17 protein-coding genes and 3 pseudogenes are annotated in these 21,063 nt (G+C 60.6%); 8 read left to right on the forward strand and 12 right to left on the reverse strand.

The window, feature by feature from the left end; translation table 11 throughout:
• Window positions 1-8: 8 nt before the first annotated feature.
• Complete coding sequence (locus tag LB557_RS05000; RefSeq protein ID WP_224623249.1) at window positions 9-392, reverse strand: hypothetical protein; 384 nt, start codon at window positions 390-392, stop codon at window positions 9-11.
• Window positions 393-575: 183 nt separating this feature from the next.
• Here LB557_RS05000 and LB557_RS05005 point away from each other — a divergent pair, with 183 nt between their 5' ends.
• The 3 genes and pseudogenes from LB557_RS05005 to LB557_RS05015 all read left to right on the forward strand — a co-directional run bounded on the left by LB557_RS05005 (window position 576) and on the right by LB557_RS05015 (window position 2,583).
• A complete protein-coding gene (locus LB557_RS05005) occupies window positions 576-761 on the forward strand; it encodes a hypothetical protein (protein ID WP_224592532.1) in 186 nt (61 codons plus the stop codon).
• Between the two features lie 80 nt (window positions 762-841).
• Window positions 842-1,090, forward strand: a complete 249-nt coding sequence (locus LB557_RS05010) for a hypothetical protein (RefSeq protein ID WP_224644103.1) — start codon at window positions 842-844, stop codon at window positions 1,088-1,090.
• A 774-nt stretch (window positions 1,091-1,864) separates the two neighbouring features.
• Window positions 1,865-2,583 (forward strand): annotated as a pseudogene (locus LB557_RS05015) (SOS response-associated peptidase).
• Window positions 2,584-2,826: 243 nt separating this feature from the next.
• Here the strand turns inward: LB557_RS05015 and LB557_RS05020 are convergent.
• Entirely contained in the window at window positions 2,827-3,033 is a 207-nt protein-coding gene (locus LB557_RS05020; protein ID WP_140620253.1) for a hypothetical protein, read from the reverse strand.
• Window positions 3,034-3,340: 307 nt separating this feature from the next.
• Between LB557_RS05020 and LB557_RS05025 the strand changes: the two genes are divergently transcribed.
• A complete protein-coding gene (locus tag LB557_RS05025) occupies window positions 3,341-3,586 on the forward strand; it encodes a hypothetical protein (RefSeq protein WP_224641773.1) in 246 nt (81 codons plus the stop codon).
• 29 nt (window positions 3,587-3,615) lie between these two features.
• Here the strand turns inward: LB557_RS05025 and LB557_RS05030 are convergent, their stop codons facing one another.
• Together LB557_RS05030 and LB557_RS05035 are read right to left on the reverse strand one after the other, a co-directional pair.
• A complete protein-coding gene (locus tag LB557_RS05030; RefSeq protein WP_015316564.1) occupies window positions 3,616-4,479 on the reverse strand; it encodes a plasmid partitioning protein RepB C-terminal domain-containing protein in 864 nt (287 codons plus the stop codon).
• Complete coding sequence (locus LB557_RS05035) at window positions 4,476-6,041, reverse strand: recombinase family protein (protein WP_224641771.1); 1,566 nt, start codon at window positions 6,039-6,041, stop codon at window positions 4,476-4,478. The genes LB557_RS05030 and LB557_RS05035 overlap by 4 nt, the downstream gene beginning before the upstream one ends.
• A gap of 570 nt (window positions 6,042-6,611) precedes the next feature.
• On the opposite strand from LB557_RS05035, the gene LB557_RS05040 reads away from it, so the two are divergent.
• The gene (locus LB557_RS05040; RefSeq protein WP_224641769.1) at window positions 6,612-7,025 is read left to right on the forward strand and encodes a hypothetical protein; all 414 of its coding nucleotides are present in this window, start codon (window positions 6,612-6,614) and stop codon (window positions 7,023-7,025) included.
• Here the strand turns inward: LB557_RS05040 and LB557_RS05045 are convergent.
• Window positions 6,997-7,924 (reverse strand): annotated as a pseudogene (locus tag LB557_RS05045) (integrase); the annotation flags it as partial. The gene LB557_RS05040 and the pseudogene LB557_RS05045 sit on opposite strands and share 29 nt — an antisense overlap.
• A gap of 106 nt (window positions 7,925-8,030) precedes the next feature.
• Between LB557_RS05045 and LB557_RS05050 the strand changes: the two are divergent.
• Window positions 8,031-8,420, forward strand: coding sequence for an antitoxin Xre/MbcA/ParS toxin-binding domain-containing protein (locus LB557_RS05050; RefSeq protein ID WP_411970529.1), 390 nt, complete (start codon window positions 8,031-8,033; stop codon window positions 8,418-8,420).
• On the forward strand, window positions 8,417-8,935 hold the full coding sequence (locus LB557_RS05055) for an RES family NAD+ phosphorylase (protein WP_224587774.1): 519 nt from the start codon (window positions 8,417-8,419) through the stop codon (window positions 8,933-8,935). Before LB557_RS05050 ends, LB557_RS05055 begins: the two co-directional genes overlap by 4 nt.
• A gap of 44 nt (window positions 8,936-8,979) precedes the next feature.
• On the opposite strand, the pseudogene LB557_RS05060 reads toward LB557_RS05055, so the two are convergent.
• Window positions 8,980-9,500, reverse strand: a pseudogene (locus tag LB557_RS05060) (tyrosine-type recombinase/integrase); the annotation flags it as partial.
• A gap of 58 nt (window positions 9,501-9,558) precedes the next feature.
• Between LB557_RS05060 and LB557_RS05065 the strand changes: the two are divergent.
• The gene (locus tag LB557_RS05065) at window positions 9,559-10,146 is read left to right on the forward strand and encodes a TMEM175 family protein (protein WP_224587776.1); all 588 of its coding nucleotides are present in this window, start codon (window positions 9,559-9,561) and stop codon (window positions 10,144-10,146) included.
• Between the two features lie 600 nt (window positions 10,147-10,746).
• Here LB557_RS05065 and LB557_RS05070 read toward each other — a convergent pair.
• The 6 genes from LB557_RS05070 to LB557_RS05095 all read right to left on the reverse strand — a co-directional run bounded on the left by LB557_RS05070 (window position 10,747) and on the right by LB557_RS05095 (window position 20,269).
• On the reverse strand, window positions 10,747-12,219 hold the full coding sequence (locus LB557_RS05070) for a protein adenylyltransferase SelO (RefSeq protein WP_224641811.1): 1,473 nt from the start codon (window positions 12,217-12,219) through the stop codon (window positions 10,747-10,749).
• Window positions 12,220-12,742: 523 nt separating this feature from the next.
• The gene (locus LB557_RS05075) at window positions 12,743-14,548 is read right to left on the reverse strand and encodes an ABC transporter ATP-binding protein (protein WP_318013331.1); all 1,806 of its coding nucleotides are present in this window, start codon (window positions 14,546-14,548) and stop codon (window positions 12,743-12,745) included.
• Window positions 14,505-15,689, reverse strand: a complete 1,185-nt coding sequence (locus LB557_RS05080; RefSeq protein ID WP_224713019.1) for a beta-glucosidase — start codon at window positions 15,687-15,689, stop codon at window positions 14,505-14,507. The genes LB557_RS05075 and LB557_RS05080 overlap by 44 nt, the downstream gene beginning before the upstream one ends.
• A gap of 28 nt (window positions 15,690-15,717) precedes the next feature.
• Entirely contained in the window at window positions 15,718-17,907 is a 2,190-nt protein-coding gene (locus LB557_RS05085) for a sugar nucleotide-binding protein (RefSeq protein ID WP_224641761.1), read from the reverse strand.
• A 15-nt stretch (window positions 17,908-17,922) separates the two neighbouring features.
• Window positions 17,923-19,083, reverse strand: coding sequence for a UDP-galactopyranose mutase (glf, locus tag LB557_RS05090; protein ID WP_140663645.1), 1,161 nt, complete (start codon window positions 19,081-19,083; stop codon window positions 17,923-17,925).
• Window positions 19,076-20,269 carry a glycosyltransferase family 1 protein gene (locus LB557_RS05095; RefSeq protein ID WP_224641759.1) on the reverse strand — a complete coding sequence of 398 codons (1,194 nt, stop codon included), beginning with the start codon at window positions 20,267-20,269 and terminating at the stop codon, window positions 19,076-19,078. The genes glf and LB557_RS05095 overlap by 8 nt, the downstream gene beginning before the upstream one ends.
• Between the last annotated feature and the right edge of the window lie 794 nt (window positions 20,270-21,063).

The raw sequence follows: 21,063 nt of genomic DNA on the forward strand, positions 1-21,063 counted from the left end.
CCGCTGGCTCACGCCGGCGGGTTTTTCTCATTCCGCTTTGGAAATTCGATCACCTTCGCCTCAGGATCCGGCTCCAGCGGTTCATGACCAGGCCGTTCATGCCAGAAGACTTGCCGCAGATCGCGTTGATCGACCCGCTGACCGCAGTGCGGGCAGTTGTAGTAGTGAAGATGCTCTTCAATGTGCTGCCCTCCATGCAGTTTGCCGGGAACCGGAGGGCCAAGGTCAGATAGCTTTGTCATGCGGGTGGCAACATCCGGCCGTGCTAAATGTTCCGGAACTATTTTAGCTAAAGCTGATTGAATCGTGGTTGCGGAACAATCGCGGGGAGATCGGGTGCCGCAGTATCGGGTTGAGGTCATGGCCGCCGGATCGGCTATGTCATCGAGCATAGTCACAGCACAGTTGCCTTTCAAAGCGGCGGAGGCACAGGTTGGGATGCCTGTCACGTTCCGGCGCCAGGAAGAAAACTGGCTACGTGTCACGGAGTTGAAGGGCGAGAAGCGGACCTTCGCTTACATTGTTCGGATGAGGGCCACATGAGCACACGCGGCACCAATTTCCTCGACCGGTGAATGGCAGAGCATCTGCCGAATGCGATCACGGACGATCCGATCGCGGCGAGCGACCTCGCCAACGAGGCGATGCGAGCGGCCGAGCGCGACGGCATCGACCCGGCGGAGATCGCCGACGAAGTCGGCAGCGCCTTCGAAGTCATTCTGGAGGCGATGCAGCACCGCGATGCCAGCTTGGCCGATTGACGATAGGGCTTGCCAACTATTCAAAGAAGGGGAATATAATCCTCCCTGTTGCGGCGAACCCCCTAAAACGGAGTTTGCCAATGGCTAGGTCCAAACCATCAAAACAGCTTTCCCAGGCTGAAATCGAGCGCTTTCTCATGGCGGCGGAAGCGCTGCACAAAAGCATCATAAAGCCGTTTATATCGCCACACTGCGACCATTACCACGCGACGCGCACCCTGCATGATGCGCTGTTGAAGTCCGTGCGGGAAGTGACGGGGAAGGAAGTCGAGTTCATCCAGTGGAATACCACCGGGCCTGTGCGGCCTGCGCCTTCCTCAAGCGATTGATGTGGACGGCCCAGTTGCCGGGGGTGTGCTTGGCCTGGGGCCGGCAACCGAGGAGATCACCCCTAAGCCGATGAAGCGCTAACGGGCTCGGCGCAGTCGGCGACACAGCCTGTGATAGATTGGCGAGCTATGAAGGTCTCGGGCTGCGTGCGTGAATAGCAGGACGACAAAAAGAACCGCCACTGCGGATGCGAACCCGGTAACGAGAGCCATCCGCGCAAACGTCGCTGACGTCGGGATGTTCCTTACGAATCAGTAAGTCGTTGATCCGTGCAAAGGCGGCTAACCATCGGGGCCGGCTGCGAACGGCACATTTGCAGCCCGGTGGGCCTCCACCACCGAAACTAAAGGGCCGCTGCCCGCTCACCAGTAGGCAGAGAGTTTTACTAGCCGCCACTGTATGTCCCGCCGCCACCTCGCTTTCAGCCTCACACCAGCGCCGCGCGCGACCATCTCGCCTTTGTCAAGCAATTGATGTGGGCGGCCCGGCTGCCGGGGGTATACTTAGGGCTTTGGGGGCCGCCAGCCGGGCCATGCCGGCGATCCCCCACCGGCAGAAAGGGATCATGGCTTAGTATTAGCATGAGTGCAAATACGAGCGGATCAACCCGCTACGGCGTGACCTATAGCGATTCCTAGGCCGATTGCGAAGCGAACCGATCGGCCGACGCGTCTTCGCCGTCATGGCGGAGGCTGTCAGCAATCGGGAGGGTGGCGCGATCGAATAGCCGTCCCGAAGTAGACTCTTGCTTTTCGGATACTTATCTCTGGTGCATGTGCGGACGCGTTTTCGTAAAGACCACAATCCCCGACATCTTCGTCGGTTTGAATTCGCCCATCCGGGTGAGGTCGAACGGCTCGGCAACAGCTTCCCGCTGTGGAATGGCGGGCCGAGCCTGACCTACCCGATCATCATCCGCGAAGAGCTGTCGACCAGCATGGCCGGCTTTGTTTCGGCGCGCTGGGGCTTGGTCGCCGGTTGGGCTCGGGATGGTGGCGGGCGGCCGCCACCTGTCAACGCCCGCTGCGAGACCGTCGCCAGCAATGGCTTGTTCCGCAAGGCTTACAATGCGCGCCGCTGCCTGGTGCCGGTCGACGGCTATTTCGAATGGCAGAAGCTGGACGCGTCGGGGAAGAAAAAGCAGCCCTACGCCATCGCGATGAAGTCTGATGAGCCCTTCGCCATGGCGGGCATCTGGGAAGAGTATGCCGACAAGGTCACCGGCGAACTTGTGCGGACCTTTGCCATTGCCACCTGCGAACCGAATTCGCTTATGGCGACCATCCACGACCGCATGCCGGTGATCCTGGCGCCGGCCGACTACATGCGCTGGCTTGGGCCGGAGCAAGACCCTCGCGACCTGATGAAGCCTTTTCCGTCCGATCTGATGAAGATGTGGCCGATCGACAGCAAGGTGGGTTCGCCGCGCAACAACACCCCCGATATCATCGACGAGATCGGTCGCGGGCCTACTGATCTGTTCGACGTATAGTTTCCGGACTTTGTAGGCCGCTGCCACGACACATAGGGCATCTGATCGTAGACCCTTTGCACCCGGCTCGGTGCACTCCGCGCGGGCAACAAGTGCCGTTTGAGCTCAGCCACTTCGCGGATTGAAAAACCTTGCCGGCGCCGAGACATTGCCGGCACCCGAACTTCCTGAATCCTGCCAAGCACCACCTGCCCACCTACCTGAGACGGCAAGAACGTCAGGGGCATAAAATAGTTTCACCGGCTAATCCACGTCCGAGATTTTGCCGTTCGTGAGGTGCGTCTCGATTTTGCTGAGCGCCTTCCGAATGACGTCGACAGCCTGCAAGTTGACTGCGAAGTCGAAATTGCCTTCCGCCGTCTCGAAAATCAGGACGCCGATCTTCGTTTCGTCGTCCCTCAGCATGCCGATGCCAATTCCTGTGGGCATATACGGTGGTCTATCTGCCATGGTTTCCTCCTTCAGAGATAGCGCTCCCCATCATCTCGGTGCTCGAAACAGAACCAATGCGGATCCTGGCGAGGCCGAGCAAAGCCGAATCCTCCGTGCTTCGCGCAACCCGTGTGCTCGCACAGGTGCCCTAGCACTCTGGCGCGCTCGCGCGGCACGGGCGTTATGCGTCGGGAAGCCTGATTGGTTCGTCGCTCATCTGCGGAAAGATTCCATAAGACCGCTTGACGGGCAAGGAATTTGTTCCCTTTCTGTTCTCATGGCGCACGATCCGATCGACACGCTGGGGAAGGCGACCCGGCACAATATGCTTGTGAAGGTGGAATGCAGTTGCGGCAATGTCCGTTACTGCAGATCGGCCGATCTCATGATGGTCTATGGCGGCGGCGCTGATCCGTTGAAGCTGAAATTCGACTGCAACCGGTGCAAGCCATCGGTCAAGATCACGCTCCTTGAGCTCGCTGCCATCGGAGTAGCTGCCCAGATCGAATGGGCGAAGGGTGTCTCGAAACCGCCTTCCCAATTTGTGTCAATTGCGAACGTCAATACGTAGCGGGCTGCATCTTGCCCGAAGGCGCCAGCTCAAAAGACGAAATGCGTGCGCCTAAGCCCGGTTTTTACCGGTTGGCTCGTCAAACCTTCCCCACCTGCTGGAATGTCCAGTATCGATTGGAACCTCCCGAGCTGCTCCGGGAAATCCCGCGCAAGGTGTCTGACCACCCGTGCATTTTCCATCAGACGGTCGAGATAGAGCCTTGCCGCCATCAACTCCAGCGCCCAGGTGCCACGAAGGCTTGCGCAGTACAGAAATTCTTCGTTCAGCAAATCAAACTCAGTTTCCATGGCGGCCAGCTGATCGGCTGTCACCCCGACAAACTTCTTTCTCGGCACGGAGGGATCCGCCAACTGCGACGCCGGAGTGAGCGTTGAGAGGAGTTGCGCATAGTGGAAGCCCATCCTCTTCAGGGCGATCATGAGCCTTGCCGCATTGAACTGCCTTTCCGGAACCATCTTGCGCAAGGACGCGAAGACCTGCGGAGGCACATTCCAATCCTGCAAAAGATCGAGAGCCTCGGGAGAAACTCCATTGACCAACGGCCTTGGCGCTGAACTGTCCGCGAGCAGGTTCAAAGTAGGCCCTTCGGTTAGGGCCTTCGGCACAGAGGCCAGGCTTTCGGCCGATAGCAGGCGACGGAACGATTCCTGCTTAATCGGATGTCGAAACACCTCTGTGATCGTCTCCAACAGATGCCGAGAGATACTCGCTTCGGCGATCATGTCCCGCGTTCTTTGGCATTCAGCCTGATAGGTTTTGCACAGCCATGGACCGGTGAACCATCTGTTGGGCTCGTGCATCTTTTCCAAAAGCGCTGCGTGTCTTGTGCGGTTATTTTGCAAAATGTGGTCGGCGGCTTCCAAGCCTAAAACTACGCGGCGCACCTTCATGCGGCGCTCCCTACGAATGCTCGCTCAGCCAGCGCAACGAGCGGATCTAGTGATCGGAAAAGAAACGCATCCAGCTTCATTCCATTGTTGACATGGAAATCTCCTTTGAACCCCACGATTTCATGCATCGGAGCGATCAGGTAATCGCGAATGATCAGATTGCCCGGCTGCATGCGGATCAAGACGAAAATATCCGCCATGGCCTCTCGCACCGCCCTCGAAGACCAGCGGGGATAGGCACAATGCGAAACGCGACACCGGGCGATCGCGAGCGCTACGGTCACCTCGCCATTGATGCGGATGAGCTCCGTTTCAGGGTCCTGGGAAGCGCGGCCGCCTGCCTTGTCGACCGCGACGAGCAGGTCTTCCATAACGCGATGGCGGATAGCCGTGAGGCGCCTGTCAATCTCGATGAAATGAAACTTTCTGGGCGGCAGGCAACCGATCAGCTTGTATGCACCGAGCAGGCCCCCGAAATGCGCGCTGTAGCGATAGGCCGAAGGGCATTCGGGCGCTGCGTTAATGATGTCGGACGACAGTTTCCCATGCCGTTTGTAGAGTTTTCGTAGGGCTGACAGCATCTCTTCGTCGCTCATGTGAAGGTAGAGCGCTTTTAACGTCTGCTGTGCTTTGTCGAATAGTTGGCGACTGATGATAGGTTCAAAGGCGTTGTCCGCCCTGACCCATTGATCCGGAGGATTGTACACAGCCTTGGTTTTGAGTCTGGTGCAGCGTCTATTCCAAACGTTGTTGCCGATATATTTCTCATTGGTCAGGACACGGCGCACGCCATAGGCCTTCCAAGGCCTGCCGAAGTCGTTCAGGATCCCCCGGGCATTCAGGTATTTCGCGATTTGAGGTTCGTTCTTGCGTGACCTGACGAACAGGCGAAAGATCAATCGAACAGTAGCTATCTCTTCCGGTGGCCCCGGTACGATGATCACCCGGTCTGTCTGGAAGTTCTTGTGTTCGTAGCGGGCGAGGATGAGTTTGGGCTGTCCGAACTGGTCAACCATCAGACGCCTTAGTCCGAGCCCCTGCATGCCGCCTACGTGGAAGCCCATGCGGGCCATCCTCACCTGGCCCAAAAAGACCCTCTGTGACAACATCCGGCTGTACTCTGCAGCCATGCTGCGCTTTATGGCCTTGAGTACATCGGATCCGACGGTGCCATCATTCGCGAATTGCTCGGCACAAAACTCGATCCGTACACCCGCCATCTGACATCGATATTCGTAGGAAGCGCTTTCATCGACGCTTTGGAACCGGCCCCATCTGCTCACGTCGTAGACGACGACCGTCTCGTAGTCGGCGAGTCCGTGTTCAATGTCGAACAGCAGCTTCTTGAGGCCGGGCCGGCCTTGTATGTGCAACCCGCTACGGCCGGGATCTTCATAGGTGGCGACGATGTCGTACGCCATGACCTCGGCATAACTGCGGATTGCATCCTTCTGATTCTCAAGGGAATAAGTCTGGTGCTCGGTGGACATTCGTACATATTGAGCCGCGCGAACCCTTCTCCTCTCCTTAGGAGGTTCGCGGGCCGCAGCAACCTTGTCCATCGCCTTGCACCATTGGGACGATTGTCAATCCTAGCGCTCAGCGCATAGCAATTCCAGTCCAGTTTAATCGAATCGTCCGTCCGGCTGGCTTCGCGCTTTGAAAACCATGGCTTTCAGCTCATGGGAAACCCTGACTCACTTCGTGAGAGCCCGTGCCCCGTTCCGCCGCAATTACACTTGACCGCCGTATAGGGGAAGTAGCCAGACAGCGTGCGCTGCTAGCGTTCCAGAACGAAACTGACACCGGAATACGTGCCTCAAACGCGACTAGCCCTTGGACGGACAGGCGGTTGTCCGCGGACAACTGAAGTGTGGCAGACAAGGCCCGACGCGGGGTTAGGGAGGCGGACGCGTTTGCTTGGTCATGCAAGATCTCAACAGGGAGGGGCGATGAACGCGTGCTGGTCGGCCTGACTCGACGTCTCATCGCTGACGGGTAGACGGAGGACGAGTCCACTGATTTCGCCTGCAAGCAGCTACTGCCATCTGATTATCTGGGAACTGGCTTCGGTTTCAGAAGTTCGCCCTTGAGGCGAGATTGACTTCATCGTTGCCGGAGCGCTGACAACGATGCCCGTTCGAACCCGTGTGGTGGAAGGCAGGACGGTGCGTCTTGAAACCATTCCGGAAATTATCACCAAGAAGGTCTATTACCGCGGATCGCAAGCCAACCCGCGCGACATCTTCGATATCGCCGCTGCAGGCCGGTCGCAATTGGGCGAGAACCTCAACGCCCCACGCGCGCTTCCCGAACAGGTCGCTCGCACCAAAGAGCGAATGGAAAAGCCCAACCCGGAATTCGTCAGTCGCGCCATTGCGCAACTGATGATAATGCCCGGCTACGAAGCGTCGGCCTCCGACAGTCTGGTCGCAGCGATTGCTTTGCTCGACGACGTGTTGTCATCACCTCAAGCACTTGACCGCCTCACGGCAGCGAACAATCGAGAGCGGTCTTTCAGAGCCCGGATGCCTTGGTGCGGTTAACCCGAACGATCGCGACGCCGCTGGTACTTGCGGGTCATCTCGGCGCTGGCGTGGCTAGCTGCCTTTGCACATGGCGTTCATCAATCTCCGCCGAGGACGCGAGGCCTGCGCGCAGCGGATGGCCAGAAAACGCTTTTGCACGCGCTCGGAAAGATCCCGCGCACACCGGCGGCAGGGCCGCGCGTTTGACCGGCCGCGCCACCTGCTGAGCGTTCAGCTGCTCGGCGCCATTGTTTTGCCATGACCGGTGACGCGCCGGAAGAGGGGCCATGCGCAATACGGGCCAGCTTCAGCCAAGCCTACAGGGCGACGACCGGGCAGGCGGCGTCGGACGAACCACGACCAATTTCGACCTCGCGCCAGCCGGTCTTGCCCCGCAACGTAACCAGCACGCCCTTGTCCGGGCAAACGTCGACCTAGCCGCGCCCATCCTCGCGCAACATCAAGGCCGACGATTTCGGAGCGGCGCAGCCACCAGCGGAGCCCAAAGCAGCATGGCGCGGTCGCGCAGATCGCGCAGCATGCTGCCGTCGAGCGTTTTCAGAGCGAGAAGATCCTCGCGCAGGATGGCTTGCCTTGACGGGCGGCGAGGCGTGTTTGTTACGGATGCCGGCGAGCACGGTGGCGCTGCCCCGTCGTCCGGTCGAGCAGTTGACCGCGTTGTGTATAGTCCAGGTCAGCGACGACACAGCCGGGGTTGATGGTCGGCACCGACTTTTTGTCCCTGGCCGATCCCGAGGCTTGGCCGTGATGTCGAGGCCGACGATCTGTGGGTCTGGCGGCAGCGGATCAAACGACTGATGCCGACAGCAGGCACGAAACTCCTTCCAGTCGGCGGCTTCGGCGCGACGTCGAACTTGCTGCCTCGACCGCGCACGTCGGCTTGATCCGCGTGCGCGCTAGGCGTTGGCAACAGCTTGAATTGGTTCAGTCCTTGAAAGTTGTCGAGAACTGCCATACCTTTTGCACAGGAAATATGACTCTCGATATGGTATGGTGAATATCGTGGCCCATGCACTCAAGATACCCGAGCAGAACGGACCTCTCATCTTGTCCTATATGGACCGGAACGGGAAGATTGCGATCGAGCAGGTCGCGGACGGTTTTGGCATGTCCAAAGGCCAGTTAGCCCAGACCGCCGGTCTTGCGCGCGAGACCCTTTATCGATCAGAGCGTAGCGCCACGGTAAAGACCCAGGGGCGTCTACGGGAAATGCTCGAGATCATCAGCCGCGTGTCGGATTGGGCGGGCGGCAAGGAGCAGGCGATGGCTTGGTACCGGGCTCAGCCGCTTCCAGCGTTTGGGGGACGCACCGCTGAGGCGCTGGTGAAGGACGGCAAGGCAGCAGCGGTCCGTGATTATCTCGATCACATGGCCGTTGGCGGGTTTGCGTGAGGTTCGTCAGAACCTGCTACCGCGCACACGATCCACGTTGGGCATTCAAGCCGACTTCCGGCGAAGGAGCGGCGAGCCGAGGCGCCCGATTCAATCCCAAAGGCGTGCCGGCACTCTATCTGGCACTGACCATCATGACTGCGATCAAGGAAGCCAACCAGGGCTTCGCACAGCGTATCGATCCGTGCGTGCTTTGCTCCTATGAGATCGATTGTGACGACATTGCCGATCTGACAACGCAAGAGGGGAGGGAAGAGTTTTCTGTGACGCTCGAAGAGATGGCCTGCGCCTGGGCAACGGCTCTCAGCGACGGAGAGCGCCCGGCGTCCTGGTCCATTTACGACCGGTTGCGCCCTCGAAATATTGCCGGCATTGTGGTCCCAAGTTTCGCGCCGGGCGCAGAGATTGAGGATCGCAACCTCGTCCTTTGGAACTGGGGTCCGGATCTGCCTCACAAGGTAACCGTATTCGACCCGAGCGGCCGGCTGCCGAAGGACCAGCTGTCCTGGCGATAACGCAGTCTAGGCATCCGAAGGGCAGGGGCGGAGCTTTTCGCCGCCTACAGCCCTGATGCCGTGGTGAGATTGACACGGAAACGATCGCGTTTGCGCTGATAGCGGCGCGTCATTTCAGCCGAGGCATGGCCGAGTTGTTTTTGCACATAGCGCTCGTCGACTTCAGCCGAGGAGGCAAGCCCTGCACGTAAGGAATGGCCCGAGAATTTTGTCGCGCGATCACCTTCGGACAGGTCGCCGCGGACACCAGCGGCCAGAGCGGTGCGCTTGACCAGTCGCGCCACTTCCTGGTCGTTGAGCCGCTCGGCGCCGACCGTCTTGCCTTGGCCGGTGACGCGCCGGAAGAGGGAGCATGGGCGATCCGCGCGAGCTTCAGCCAGGTCTGCAGGGCGACAACCGGGCAAGTGGCATCGGACGAGCCGCGGCCGATTTCGACCTCGCGCCAGCCGGTCTTTCCGCGCAAGGTCACCAAAATCCCTTTGTCGGGAAAGAACTCGATCCAGCCGGAAGAATCCTCGGTCTGATCGCGGCCGACGTCGAGCCAGACGATTTCGGAGCGGCGCAGAAGCCGGGGTGTCTATTGAGCAGCGACTGGAATGCGTTAGCATTAGCTCAGGAATAAAATGGGGACGCACGTGCTACCTTCACCTGGCCTGGAAAGGCTGAACGCATTTTCCGATGGCGTGTTCGCCGTACTGATCACAGTTCTAGTTTTGGACCTGCGCCCGCCGGAAGCGCCGACTCTCAAAGCCCTTCTGGCATCATGGGAAACCTGGCTTAGCTACGGTGTAAGCTATCTCTTCATTGCGATTGTCTGGGCGAACCACCATCATCTCTTGCGCTACGCGAAAGAGAGCACGGCGTCCTTAATGTGGTACAATTTCGCGCACCTGTTCTCAGTCTCGCTGCTCCCCCTGGCCACGGCATGGATGGCCGTAAGCGAGTTGGCACCGCAGCCGGTCGCCTTCTATGCGACCGTATTCTTCCTGGTTAACCTGACATATCTATTGTTGATCCGCGAACTCATTGATCCGTTGCCAGAGGACGAGGTGTCACCACAAGTGCGGCGGCTCATGCGCCTACGTGCGATGATTACGCTCAGCCTTTTTGGGCTCGCCGCTATCTTGGCATTGAGCTACCCGATCGTCGGACTGGGGATCTGTAGTTGTTGCCTGGCAGTCTATCTGAAGCCCCAGGCGCGCGGGTCATAAGGAACGGACTGAATGCGGCGCGGTCACGCGAGGACCTTTTGTACGGCGTGGGGCGGTGCCGATCAAGTTCCAACTCGAAAAGCCCGCCACCTTGCGGCGTGGAGAGGTTCTGGAGGGTGCTGGATCAACAGTAAAGGCTCAACTTGCCGGCGCCTGTTTCGATGCGATCACGCTGGCGGCGTTCGCGACTGGGGCCGCGCGATAGCTCTCGGGCGCTGCGTCGGCCCCCATCACTCCTTTACAATCTTGCCGGAACCCGCTTGCAACTTTGCAGCGGCCAAAAGAATGCTATCCGGGACCCGATCGGGAGGATCGGCCTTTTCCATGGCCTGCGGCTAATTGCCGAAAGATTGAAAGACCTAAATCTCCTTCATCACCCTCGCTGCCCGCACGAGCGATGACCAGTCAGCGCCCATGGCTGCGACAAGGTCACGAGCATCTTCGTCCGATATTCCGGTGTGGTCTACTAGCTTCCGTGCCAGCAATTCGAATGCTAATTCTATAATTGTCATAGGTCGGACCCTTCCGAAAACTGCCACAACGATAGCATGCGAAAAGGGCTTCCGCATTTGCACATGTTAGACGGCCATCATGAATGTCTCATGTGCCACAGAATGTCTGTAGGACGCGTTCATCGGGGCGTGGCGGGTCAGCATAGCCTTCCATTTCCGGCTGCTCATCGAAGGGATAGCTCACGACCCTCAGAATCTCATCGAAGGGTGTGAAGTCGCCGCCCAGCGCCGCCTGTATCATCGCCTCAATGCGATGGTTGCGAGGGATGAATTTGGGATTGACGGCATGCATGGCCGCCCGGCGCGTGGCTGTATCGGCTGTTTCACTGGCGATCCGCTCGCGCCACCGCACCGACCAGGCGTCAAATGCGGCTGGATCCCTAAACAGCTGCCGCGCCGTGCCCTGACCTTCCGAGGCGTCGAGATCGTCGCCTAGGCGTCGAAAGCTGAGCGTAAAGTCGGCTTCGCCGCGAGCCAGCACATCGAGGAAATCAGCCGCGAGCTGCAGGTCCGTCTCCGCCTCGGTCAGCAATCCGAGTTTTCTGCGGAACCCGCGCTGCAACACGGCATCATAGGAGGGCTGGAACGACCTCAGCACCTCTTCGGCTTCTGCGACGGCTTCATTCTCATCCGTGCTCATGAGCGGCAGCAGCGTCTCGGCAAGGCGCGCAAGGTTCCATGTGGCGATGCGAGGCTGGTTGGCATAGGCATAGCGGCCGACGCGGTCGATCGAGCTGAACACCGAGCCGGGGTCATAGGCGTCCATGAAGGCGCATGGGCCATAGTCGATGGTCTCGCCCGAGATCGCCATGTTGTCGGTGTTCATGACGCCGTGGATGAAGCCGACCAGCATCCAGCGCGCCACCAGATCCGCTTGTGCTGTGACCACGGCGTCCAGCAAAGCGCGGTACCGCCGTGCTTGCCCTAACAAGTGCGGGAAGTGACGATCAATGGCATAGTCGGCGAGGATCTTGAGCCCCTCCGTGTCGTGGCGCGCGGCGAAATATTGGAAGGTGCCGATCCGGATATGGCTTGCCGCCACTCGTGTCAGCACGGCGCCGGGCAGCCGGACCTCGCGATGGACGGGGTCGCCGGTGAGCACCGCCGCCAGGCTTCGCGTCGTCGGAATGCCCAGCGCCGCCATCGCTTCGCTGACCACATACTCACGTAGGACAGGACCCAGTGCGGCGCGGCCGTCACCGTTGCGCGAGAACCGCGTCGGCCCCGAACCCTTCAGCTGTATGTCGCGCCGGATCCCGTTCACGTCCACCACTTCGCCAAGCAGGAGGGCGCGACCGTCGCCGAGCTGAGGCACGAAATTTCCGAACTGGTGGCCCGCATAGGCCAAGGCTACTGGCTGCAGCCCTTCTGGAAATCTGCTGCCGGCAAGCATCTCCACTCCGTCCGGGCTGGTAAGCTGGTCCGCGTCGAGCCCTAGCTCCCCGGCGAGGGGTCGGTTGAAGTGGATCAGCCGAGGTTCGGAGACCGGCTTCGGACCCGCTTGCGCGAAGAAGCGCTCCGGCAATTGTGCATAGCTGTTGCGTAGGGAGGGAAGCTGCATCTGGGCGCCTCGGGATTGTTCAGCAGTGGCAGGCAAGGTCACGGCGAGCTGGCTCTGAAGTGAAGGGGCCGGTCGGCCCCGTTCGGGGGGCCTTCATTCATATAGGGACGCAACGTCGCTGGTGCCATCGGATCCATCGGCTCGGCACCGGATAAGAGTTGGAATCAGACCCGGCCCTTAAGTACCCGATGCGAGGCCTGCGACCAGCATGCTGGCCCAACACGGTCGCAGCAACCCGAACATCCCGCCGAGCAGCTGAGAGCCAATCTTTCAAAGTCCAGGCCACCGTCCAATGATCGCATTCTCAACGGCGCCTCGATTGGTCCCGGTCGGCGCGATCGGTTGCCGAAGGCACGTGAGATGGTGGTGGTAAGCGAACTCGGGCGCATCGTTTGAGGTACCGGTGCGGGATCACGGTTTGAGTTTGGTGTTCTGATTTCATGAAGGGGTTAGCAATGCGGGGTTGCCTTACAATCGAATGCTATAGGGTCTGCTGCATGCTTTGAATTCGCCTAAAAGCCGTTCATTCAGCCGCGTCGAGGGTGAGGCCTTCGGCCTGCAGCCTCCACATGCGGGCAAATAGACCGCCCTGAGCTCTGAGCTCCGCCGCGTCTCCATCCTCGACAACGCGCCCTCCATTCATCACCAGAATGCGGTCGAAGCTGGAGAGCGTCGAAAGGCGATGCGCGACGGCGATCACGGTGCGATCGCGGAACATCTTGACCAACGATGCCTGTATCACCAGTTCGGACTCTGTATCCAGGGCAGACGTGGCCTCGTCGAGAACGATCACCGGAGCGGCTTTCAGGAACGCCCGGGCAATGCCGATCCTTTGCCGCTGCCCACCGGAGAGCTTTATCCCCCGTTCACCCACCAGAGTGTCATAGCCCTCGGGCAGCCTTGAAATGAAGGCTTCGCAGTGAGCGGCCCGGGCAGCGGCGTGGACTTCTTCATCGCTGGCCTCAGGCCGGGCGAACCGGATGTTCTCCATGACGGTCCGGTGAAACAGCAGGATTTCCTGCGGCACCACGGCCAGCGCTTCGCGAAGGCTATCCTGCGTGACCGACGCGATCGGCTGACCGTCAACCAGGATCTGGCCGCCCTGAACGTCGTAGAGCCGTTGAAGCAGGTGGACGAACGTCGACTTGCCCGCTCCGGACGGACCGACGATCCCGACCTTTTGACCAGGGGGGATGGACAGGTCAAGATTGTGGATCGCCTCGACATCGGAGCCGTAAGTGAAGGACACCTGCCGGAACTCGATGGCCCCGCCACGCGGACGAATGGCCGGCGCCTGCGGCCGGTCGACGACAGTTTGCGGCTGGCCGATGATGCGCAGCGTGTCCTCGATGAAGCCGAAATGCTGGACCATGTCAACGAGCGACAACGCCATATCGCGGGACCCGTGAAGGATGCGGAACGTCAAAGCGCTGACCAGGACGACGTCGCCGGGCGTGATTTCCCCCCGGCTCCATTGCCGGACCGCCCAGGCGAGCATGCCGCCGGCCATGACCCAAAGTGCAATGTCGTGGATGAGGCGCGCTTTTTCCGTGTACATCCAGCTGTCACGCTGGGCATCGGCTTCGGCTCGAAAGCTCGCCGCCAGCCTTGCGTGCTCGCGTGACCGGGCTGAGAACGCCTTGATGGACCACATGTTGGTGATGACATCGATCAGGCTTCCACCGACTTCGTTCGCATAAGATGCATATGTGCGGTGCAGGTGCTTTCCACGTTCCCCGAAGGCAAGCAGGCCGCCCATGATAACGACGACCGCGGACGCCAGGGCCACCGCCATCCGCCAGTCGACGACCGTGAACACGATGACGGTGCCGATGAAGTCGACAGCCGGCGGCGCGACCCGCCAGATGACGATGTTGGTCAGGGCGCCGAAATTGCCCGCGGTCGCGGTAACCCGCTGGCCAAGCGAGCCCGCAAGGTTCTCGGCGAAGTACTTCATCGGCTGACCGTTCAGGAAGTCGAACAGGTCGAGCCGCATCTGAACGCCGATCGCGAGCGTCGCTTTGCAGCCGAGCCAGCCGCAGAGACGCCAGAGGATGCTCTCCACCGCGATGAGGCTGATGAAAATGGCGAGCGCTGTCTGCGCGGCCGAGCCTTCGCGTGGGCCCGCCATCGCGTCGACGAGCACCTTCATCACGTACTGGATGGCGACAGCGCAGGACGCGGCCGATATCACCAGCACGGCGAGGATGATGAATTGCGGCAGCTGCCTGCGCACATAATGCCTTATGAAGGCAGCCGACCCCTCCAGGAACGGAGGCAGCGGGCTACTTGCTTGTGGCTTCAGATACCGCATAGGTCCCTCCGGCATATGGCCCTGACGTGAGTTCGCGCTGAAGCGCCAGCAGTTTTCGGCTCTGCTCGGCCAATTCATCCTCCATGCGCTTGCAAACTGGACGCCTGCCGTGCTCCCCCATCGGGCCGAGCAGGCCGACATCGCACATCCGTCCATTGTCCCATCCGGGGTAGTCGATGATTGGATAGAGGCAGATTCCCTCTATCTGGACGCCCCGCTGCATGGCCTCGAGGACTTCGGCCACGACATAGTGAACCCACGATGGCCTGGCCGTGCGCTCGGCGCCCGTTTCGGACATCGAGAGGGGTCGATTGTAGCGTTGTGCGACTTCAACGAGCATGTCGGCCAGAGGCTTGTAGGCGTGATGTCCGAACGGGATCGTCGGGCCGTGCAGAAGCCATTGATTGTCGGGATAGAAGTTCAAGCCGACGATATCGAGGTATTCGGGCCGGCCGCCCAGCTCCGGTTCCTGAAGCCCGGCAAGCATGTCGAGCGCTTCGAACTGACAGAGCCTGTAACGCTCCGCCTCGAGCTGATGCTCGACATCGTGAGGATAGCCGACCACATTGATCAACGGTTCCGCGGTGATGAAGCGGGCCCGGGAATCGATTCGTCGGATCGCGTCTATGGCAGCGATGGCGGCTCTTACCAGGATGCGCTTCAATTTGCCTCCAAGGCCGTTCGCGAATGGGTTGATCCGGCCGGTATCGCCACCCGCCCATGACCAGTATGAAATCTCGTTCACCGGACAGAAGTACGGCACCGAGCCGATCTCGGCGTGGATGACCAGGGCTGCGGCTTCCGCGAAGCGGGCGAAGCGCTCGACGAATTCCGGTGAGAAGATGTCGATATGGTCGGGCCATCCGTAGTGGCAGAGATCCCAAACCACCTGTGTTCCTGTGGCGTCGGCGGCGCGCAGCATTGGCAGAAAGCTCGACCAGTCGTAGTTGCCGGGCTCTTTCTCGACGAGGTGCCAGCGCAGCCCGTCGCGCACGGTGCGGATCCCCCGACGCTGGAGTTCGCGATAGTCGGTCTCGGACGCTTCGTCATGGCTGGTGGCGCGAAGCAGATCGAGGCGGACGCCATCGGCCCGGCGATGGCTCGAGCACTCGAATCCACCAAGGAAAAAGCTGTTAAACGCTGTCGGTTCTCTCATCTCGGCCTCTAGGACTTCAGTCGCTTTCTCAGCTGCCGAGGGCAGCCGAGGTCTTGTTCCAGCGAACATCACACTCCCGGAGGAAGCGTCCCATGCCGCTTGCCAGGGAGGGCATGAGTTGACCCCGTTCGCTTGCCAGGGCGGCAGGGGCGAGGACCCCGCGGCCATGATCGCCCAGCACCAGGCGCGCATCGAGACCGGCCGACTGGGCGACCTCTCTTGCCCAATCGGACCAACTGACCGCGCCGTCATTGGCGAGGTGCCATATTCCCGTCTCGCCATCGATCAACAGGTCGAGCGCGGCGTGAGCCAGGTCCGGCAGGTAAGTGGGGGAGCACACTGCGTCCGCCGGCAAGCGGAGCGAACGGTCGGCTGCGATTTCATCCAGCAGCTGCGAAAGCACGTCTGCGGTGTTCCAGGGTCCGAAGACGGCGCTCGTGCGGATGACCAGCGCGGCGGGATGATGCTTCATCACCATCGTTTCGGCTGCCGCGTTGAGATTGCGTATGCCCGATGCCGGGGTGATGGGGCTGCTCTCGACCAAACGGTCGGTGAGCGTCTTGCCGACCAGCGCATCCGACGTCACGGTCATCAACGCAACACCGGCGGCGGCACAGACAGATGCCAGCACCGCGCCATCCGCCGGCCCGTTGCCCGTCCCAATCGAGCCGACAGGACCCGCTTCGCCCCCTTGCGGAGTGGCGGCGTGGACGAAGGCCCAAGGCCGATACTTGAGCAGCAGGCGGCGCATGGAATGAGGGTCGGTGATGTCCATCTGATTGGCGGGAAAAGCGATGAATTCCAGCCCCCGGTGGGCAGCGATCCGGCAAAAGGCGCTACCCAGCGCCGCATCCTTGCAGAGGATGAGCACCTTGCGCGCGTCTCCGCCCCCGCTGCGTTCGGCGGTGGTTTCGAAAGGTGGGCTGAAGAACCGCGTGTCCCGGCGCCACCAGCCGGGGCTGTCGAGAACCGGATGCTTCAGGCCGGCGCCGCCGGCCATTTCCCGTACCGCACTTCCCAGGGCGGTCATGCGCGGCGATGGACTGCGGACGTCGAAGGCTCCCGCCTCATAGGCTCCATCTTTGCGCAGCAGCAGGCTGTTCCAGTCGACGCATCCGAACAGGGCCCAGACGGTGACGGCGGCAATGTTCTTGCCTTCGCCAGCGAGCCGATTGGCAGCGCTCCAGACTTCGTTCAGCCAGCGAAGCTGTTCGTCGCGGCTGCAGCCATGGTGAACTTCGGTTACGGCGACCGGCCGGTCATAACGCGCACAGACCTCGCGCAGGCGGGGTTCCGGCCCGTCCGACCCAAGCGGAAGATGCATCCGCACGGCGTCAAGGTCGGCATAGTGATGCCGGCCATTGCCGCCGACCGAGGCTCCAGCTGGGAGCTTGGAGCAGCGGTGGTCAAGGAAACGCTCGCTGGTCGGATAGTAGTTGACCCCCACAATATCGGGAGGGCAGGGCTCGTCGACGAAGGCCTGGAGCTCCTGCTCCGGTATCCCATGATCGATCAGGCGGGAGAACCATGGATGGCTGCGCTCGACACGGCCAAACAGCAGGTCGAACGTCAGCCAGCGGCGTTCGTTCTCATAATCCGCCTGGTAACCAAGCAATGGCGTGCTGAACGTCTTGCCGAGATCCTCGGTCTGGACGAGAGCCGCGTGCGGCGTCACCTCGCGGATCGCCCGCATGGCAAGCGCCACACCGCGGCACTGGTTGATCAGCGCTCGTGCGAAATCTGGCAAGTGCCGGCGGTGGGGATACCAATGTCCATACAAAGCGCTGAAACGGGCTGTGGTCAGCGGCTCGTTCACGGGGGTGAAGCGGCGGATCTCGGGGTAGCGTTCGGCGACGCGCCGGGCATGCCGAGCCAGGAGCTCGGGAAAAGCCGGATCGAGCAAATTGGTGTAGCGGGGGCCGCTGCCATGGTGTAGCAGTCCGGCGATGACCTCGATGCCTAGCTCTTTCAGCCGCGGCATCCGTTTGTCGTGCCAGGCGAAATCGGCGGTTTCGATATTGTCCGGCGAGATCGATTCCCACAGCAGCGGGTACCGGAGCGTTCGTATGCCAAGCTGCCGGATGCGGTCCAGATCGTCCAGCCTGCCGGCATGTCCCGTCTCCGATAATTCGTCACGCCATCGGTTCCTCAACCGAATGATGCTGCACTCGACGCCTCCCCAGATCTCCGGCGTGGCCTGCATGGTCTCGGTCCGCATCGTCGCCGCCAATCATTAAATCGCTTGCAGAATGCCGCTCATCTTGGACACCGCGGTCTCAAGAGGGGCGCGGTTGTCACTGGGAACCGAGGCTTCGATTCTCCGGTAGGTGGCGAGGGCCTGACCGACGACCTGGTCCATATTGTAGTAGCGGTAGGTAGCCAGCCTGCCGACGAACCAGACGTCTTCCGTGGTACGCGCCAGGGCCTCGTACCTCCGATAGCGATCGGCGTTCTCCGCCGTCGGTACGGGGTAATAGGGGTCGCCGTCCGCCGTTGGGTATTCAAAGGTCAAACTGGTCCAGGGATGCTGCTGACCCGTTAGGTGCTTGTACTCAGTGACGCGCGTGTAGTCGTGCTCCATCGGGTAGTTCACGACGGCCACCGGCTGGTGCCATTCCTTTTGCAGCGTCTTGTGCTCGAAGCGCAGCGAGCGATAGGGCAGCCGGCCGTAGCAGTAGCCGAAATACTCGTCGACCGGTCCCGTGAAGATCAGCCGCTTGTAGGCGAACTCTTCGCGCATCTGCGAATAGTCGGTCTTGAGCATGACCTGGATGTTCGGGTGATGAAGCATGCGCTCGAACATGCGAGTATAGCCGGCGGCAGGCATGTACTGAAGCTTGTCAGTGAAATAGCGGTCGTCGCGATTGGTCCGGGTCGGCACGCGCGCGGTCACCGACTTGTCCAGTTCCGAGGGGTCGACGCCCCATTGCTTGCGGGTATAACCGCGGAAGAATTTCTCGTAGAGCTCACGCCCGACACGACTCACCACCACGTCTTCGGACGATCTGATTTCCTCGACCGGCTCGGCGCGCGCAGCGAACCACTCCTCGAGCTGCTCCGGCGTCAGATCCAGCCCGTACAGTGTGTTGATCGTTTCGAGATTGATCGGGACCGGCACCAGCTTCTTGTCGACTTCGGCCAGGACCCTGTGCTCATACGGACGCCATTCGGTGAACTGCGAAAGATGATCGAAGACCTGCTCGGAGTTGGTGTGGAAGATGTGTGGTCCATATTTATGGATCAGCAGGCCGGCCTCATCGTAGCAGTCATAGGCATTGCCGCCGACATGCGGACGCCGGTCGACCACGAGGACCCGGTCTCCCCGCTGGGAGGCGAGGCGCTCGGCGAGCACACTCCCGGCAAAGCCGGCGCCGACAACCAGCCAATCAAACATAGCTGCTCTCCGACGCATGTATCGCTTGGGGACCGGACGTGCGCCGCTCTCGCGTCTCCGTGATAAGCGAAAGCATTTCCTGCCAGGTCGACCTCCAGGACATGCCCGACAGGTGTCGATCCACCTTTCGCAGCCAATCATCCTTCGGGCGAGCCAGCAGATGTTCGGCACGCTCTATGAATTTCTCCGCAGTATCCGCGATTTCGACCAGGCCGAGCTGTCCGTACGGCCGGACAACATCCCGGACCGAGGTCGAAATCACCGGTACGCCGGCGGCGAGGAATTCCGGGGTCTTGGTCGGGCTGATGAACTGGGTCGACTCGTTCCTGGCGAACGGCATGATGCCGACGTCCCACCCGGACAGATAATGAGGAAGCTGGTTGTAATCCCTGCCGCCCAGCCAGTGAACGTTCGGCCGGCGCGGAAGGTCTGCCGGGTCGATCTTGACCACCGGGCCGATCATCACGAACTGCCAATCCGGCCGCAAGGCTGCCATGCGATCCACCAGGTCCAGATCCATGCGCTCGTCGATGACGCCGAAGAAACCAAGCCTGGGGCCGGGGATCCTGTCCTCATCGAGAGACGGCGTACCGGCAAGGCGGGCCTTGCCGAAATGAGCCTTGTCGATGCTGCTTGGAAATGGGTGGATGTTGCGATGACGATGCTGCTTGGCCTCATAAAGGCTCTGACCACCGGTGAAGACGACATCGGCGCGCCTGAGAAGTTCGCGCTCCAGCGCCATCATCCGGGGCGGCGCCGCGCGGAAGCTCGAAAGCTCATCCATGTTGTCGTAGACGCAAAGCTCAGCGGAAATGTGCCGGCTGAGAGGCAGGGCCATGGGCGTATAGTACCACAGCAGTGCTGGCGTTGCTTCGAGGCTTTCCACCAAGCCGTCAACCAGCTTGCGTTGCGCACGCGTGATCTGCGGTCCGTTGAGATGTCTGGGAATGTGCGGCACGACCACCGTCACCCCGTCAGTGCTCGTATAGCTTTTCTGGTAGGCAGTGGTTTCTTCCGTAAAAATCGGCTCTTCGAAGAAAAATACATCGTAGCATTGGCTTGCCTGGGTTAGAATGTGCTGCGGTCTTTGAAAAACGAAGTTCCATCTAAGGTGAGAGAAGCACAATAAGCTTCTGCGGATTTGTGGCAGCCTGTGGTTGTTTTTACGCTGAAGATCGATATCCATCTTGGTCCTTAGAAATATTATGAGAGGCGTTCAGTGCCAGCCAAACCTCGCCGTCGCGCGGATGTTCCGCACGATGTATTAAATGATGCTGGCAGTGATGTTGAATTATGGTTTGCAGCCGGCATACCGCGCCGGCAGCTCTATCTCCTGACGTGCTGAGGTGGTACTCACAGAGCGGCCCCGGCCGAACGTCCCATGCAGCCGTTCGCCCGTGTTTAGGCGAGGCATCGAGCCGTAAAACGTCCAGCGCCCATGAAACATGTTCGCTCAGTCCCTCCGGATGAACTCGCCGAACAATAGCAAGCGTTGCGGCGGCGGGTGTACTGCAGGCAGAGCGAGGGGCAGAGCCAACAATAAGGGTAGCAACCCAGCTGATCTGGACGCCAAGCAAACACGCGCAAGTGGCTGCAATACACCGGCGTTGGAGCGCTGCCCTGAGATAATCCTGGCGCGACCGTCACGCCGGATGCAGACACTGCGGTGCTACCGCTCCGGCACCGCGGAGGTTTGTGGATGGTTGCGTGCCGCGTCCGCGATTTCTGGAATGAACTTCGTGTCGTCGGGTCGTGTCCCATCGGGTGGTGTAGCTCGGCGGTTACGAAGCCACTCACGAGCGCGCCGTTAGTAGCGCTGTAGCGAGTGAGCGGCGTGTCGGTGGTCATCGGCGCTTTCCGGTAGAGTTTGGTTGTTGACACCAACCCCACTTCGGAAGGACCACCGATGACCGACGACATGATGAACCTGCGCACGCTCGTGGAGAAGACCCCGGATGCCGATCTGCTGCGGGAGATGAT

It is taken from the genome of Mesorhizobium sp. BR115XR7A, assembly GCF_020165315.1.
Taxonomy (GTDB): domain Bacteria; phylum Pseudomonadota; class Alphaproteobacteria; order Rhizobiales; family Rhizobiaceae; genus Mesorhizobium; species Mesorhizobium australicum.

Excerpts from the sequence above, each read along its gene's own strand:
- LB557_RS05000 (WP_224623249.1), bottom strand. The coding sequence starts at position 392 with ATGCTCGATGACATAGCCGATCCGGCGGCCATGACCTCAACCCGATAC.
- LB557_RS05005 (WP_224592532.1), top strand. The coding sequence starts at position 576 with ATGGCAGAGCATCTGCCGAATGCGATCACGGACGATCCGATCGCGGCG.
- LB557_RS05010 (WP_224644103.1), top strand. The coding sequence starts at position 842 with ATGGCTAGGTCCAAACCATCAAAACAGCTTTCCCAGGCTGAAATCGAG.
- LB557_RS05020 (WP_140620253.1), bottom strand. The coding sequence starts at position 3,033 with ATGGCAGATAGACCACCGTATATGCCCACAGGAATTGGCATCGGCATG.
- LB557_RS05025 (WP_224641773.1), top strand. The coding sequence starts at position 3,341 with ATGCTTGTGAAGGTGGAATGCAGTTGCGGCAATGTCCGTTACTGCAGA.
- LB557_RS05030 (WP_015316564.1), bottom strand. The coding sequence starts at position 4,479 with ATGAAGGTGCGCCGCGTAGTTTTAGGCTTGGAAGCCGCCGACCACATT.
- LB557_RS05035 (WP_224641771.1), bottom strand. The coding sequence starts at position 6,041 with ATGGACAAGGTTGCTGCGGCCCGCGAACCTCCTAAGGAGAGGAGAAGG.
- LB557_RS05040 (WP_224641769.1), top strand. The coding sequence starts at position 6,612 with ATGCCCGTTCGAACCCGTGTGGTGGAAGGCAGGACGGTGCGTCTTGAA.
- LB557_RS05065 (WP_224587776.1), top strand. The coding sequence starts at position 9,559 with ATGGGGACGCACGTGCTACCTTCACCTGGCCTGGAAAGGCTGAACGCA.
- LB557_RS05070 (WP_224641811.1), bottom strand. The coding sequence starts at position 12,219 with ATGCAGCTTCCCTCCCTACGCAACAGCTATGCACAATTGCCGGAGCGC.
- LB557_RS05075 (WP_318013331.1), bottom strand. The coding sequence starts at position 14,548 with ATGCCGGAGGGACCTATGCGGTATCTGAAGCCACAAGCAAGTAGCCCG.
- LB557_RS05080 (WP_224713019.1), bottom strand. The coding sequence starts at position 15,689 with ATGAGAGAACCGACAGCGTTTAACAGCTTTTTCCTTGGTGGATTCGAG.
- LB557_RS05085 (WP_224641761.1), bottom strand. The coding sequence starts at position 17,907 with ATGCGGACCGAGACCATGCAGGCCACGCCGGAGATCTGGGGAGGCGTC.
- glf (WP_140663645.1), bottom strand. The coding sequence starts at position 19,083 with ATGTTTGATTGGCTGGTTGTCGGCGCCGGCTTTGCCGGGAGTGTGCTC.
- LB557_RS05095 (WP_224641759.1), bottom strand. The coding sequence starts at position 20,269 with ATGGATATCGATCTTCAGCGTAAAAACAACCACAGGCTGCCACAAATC.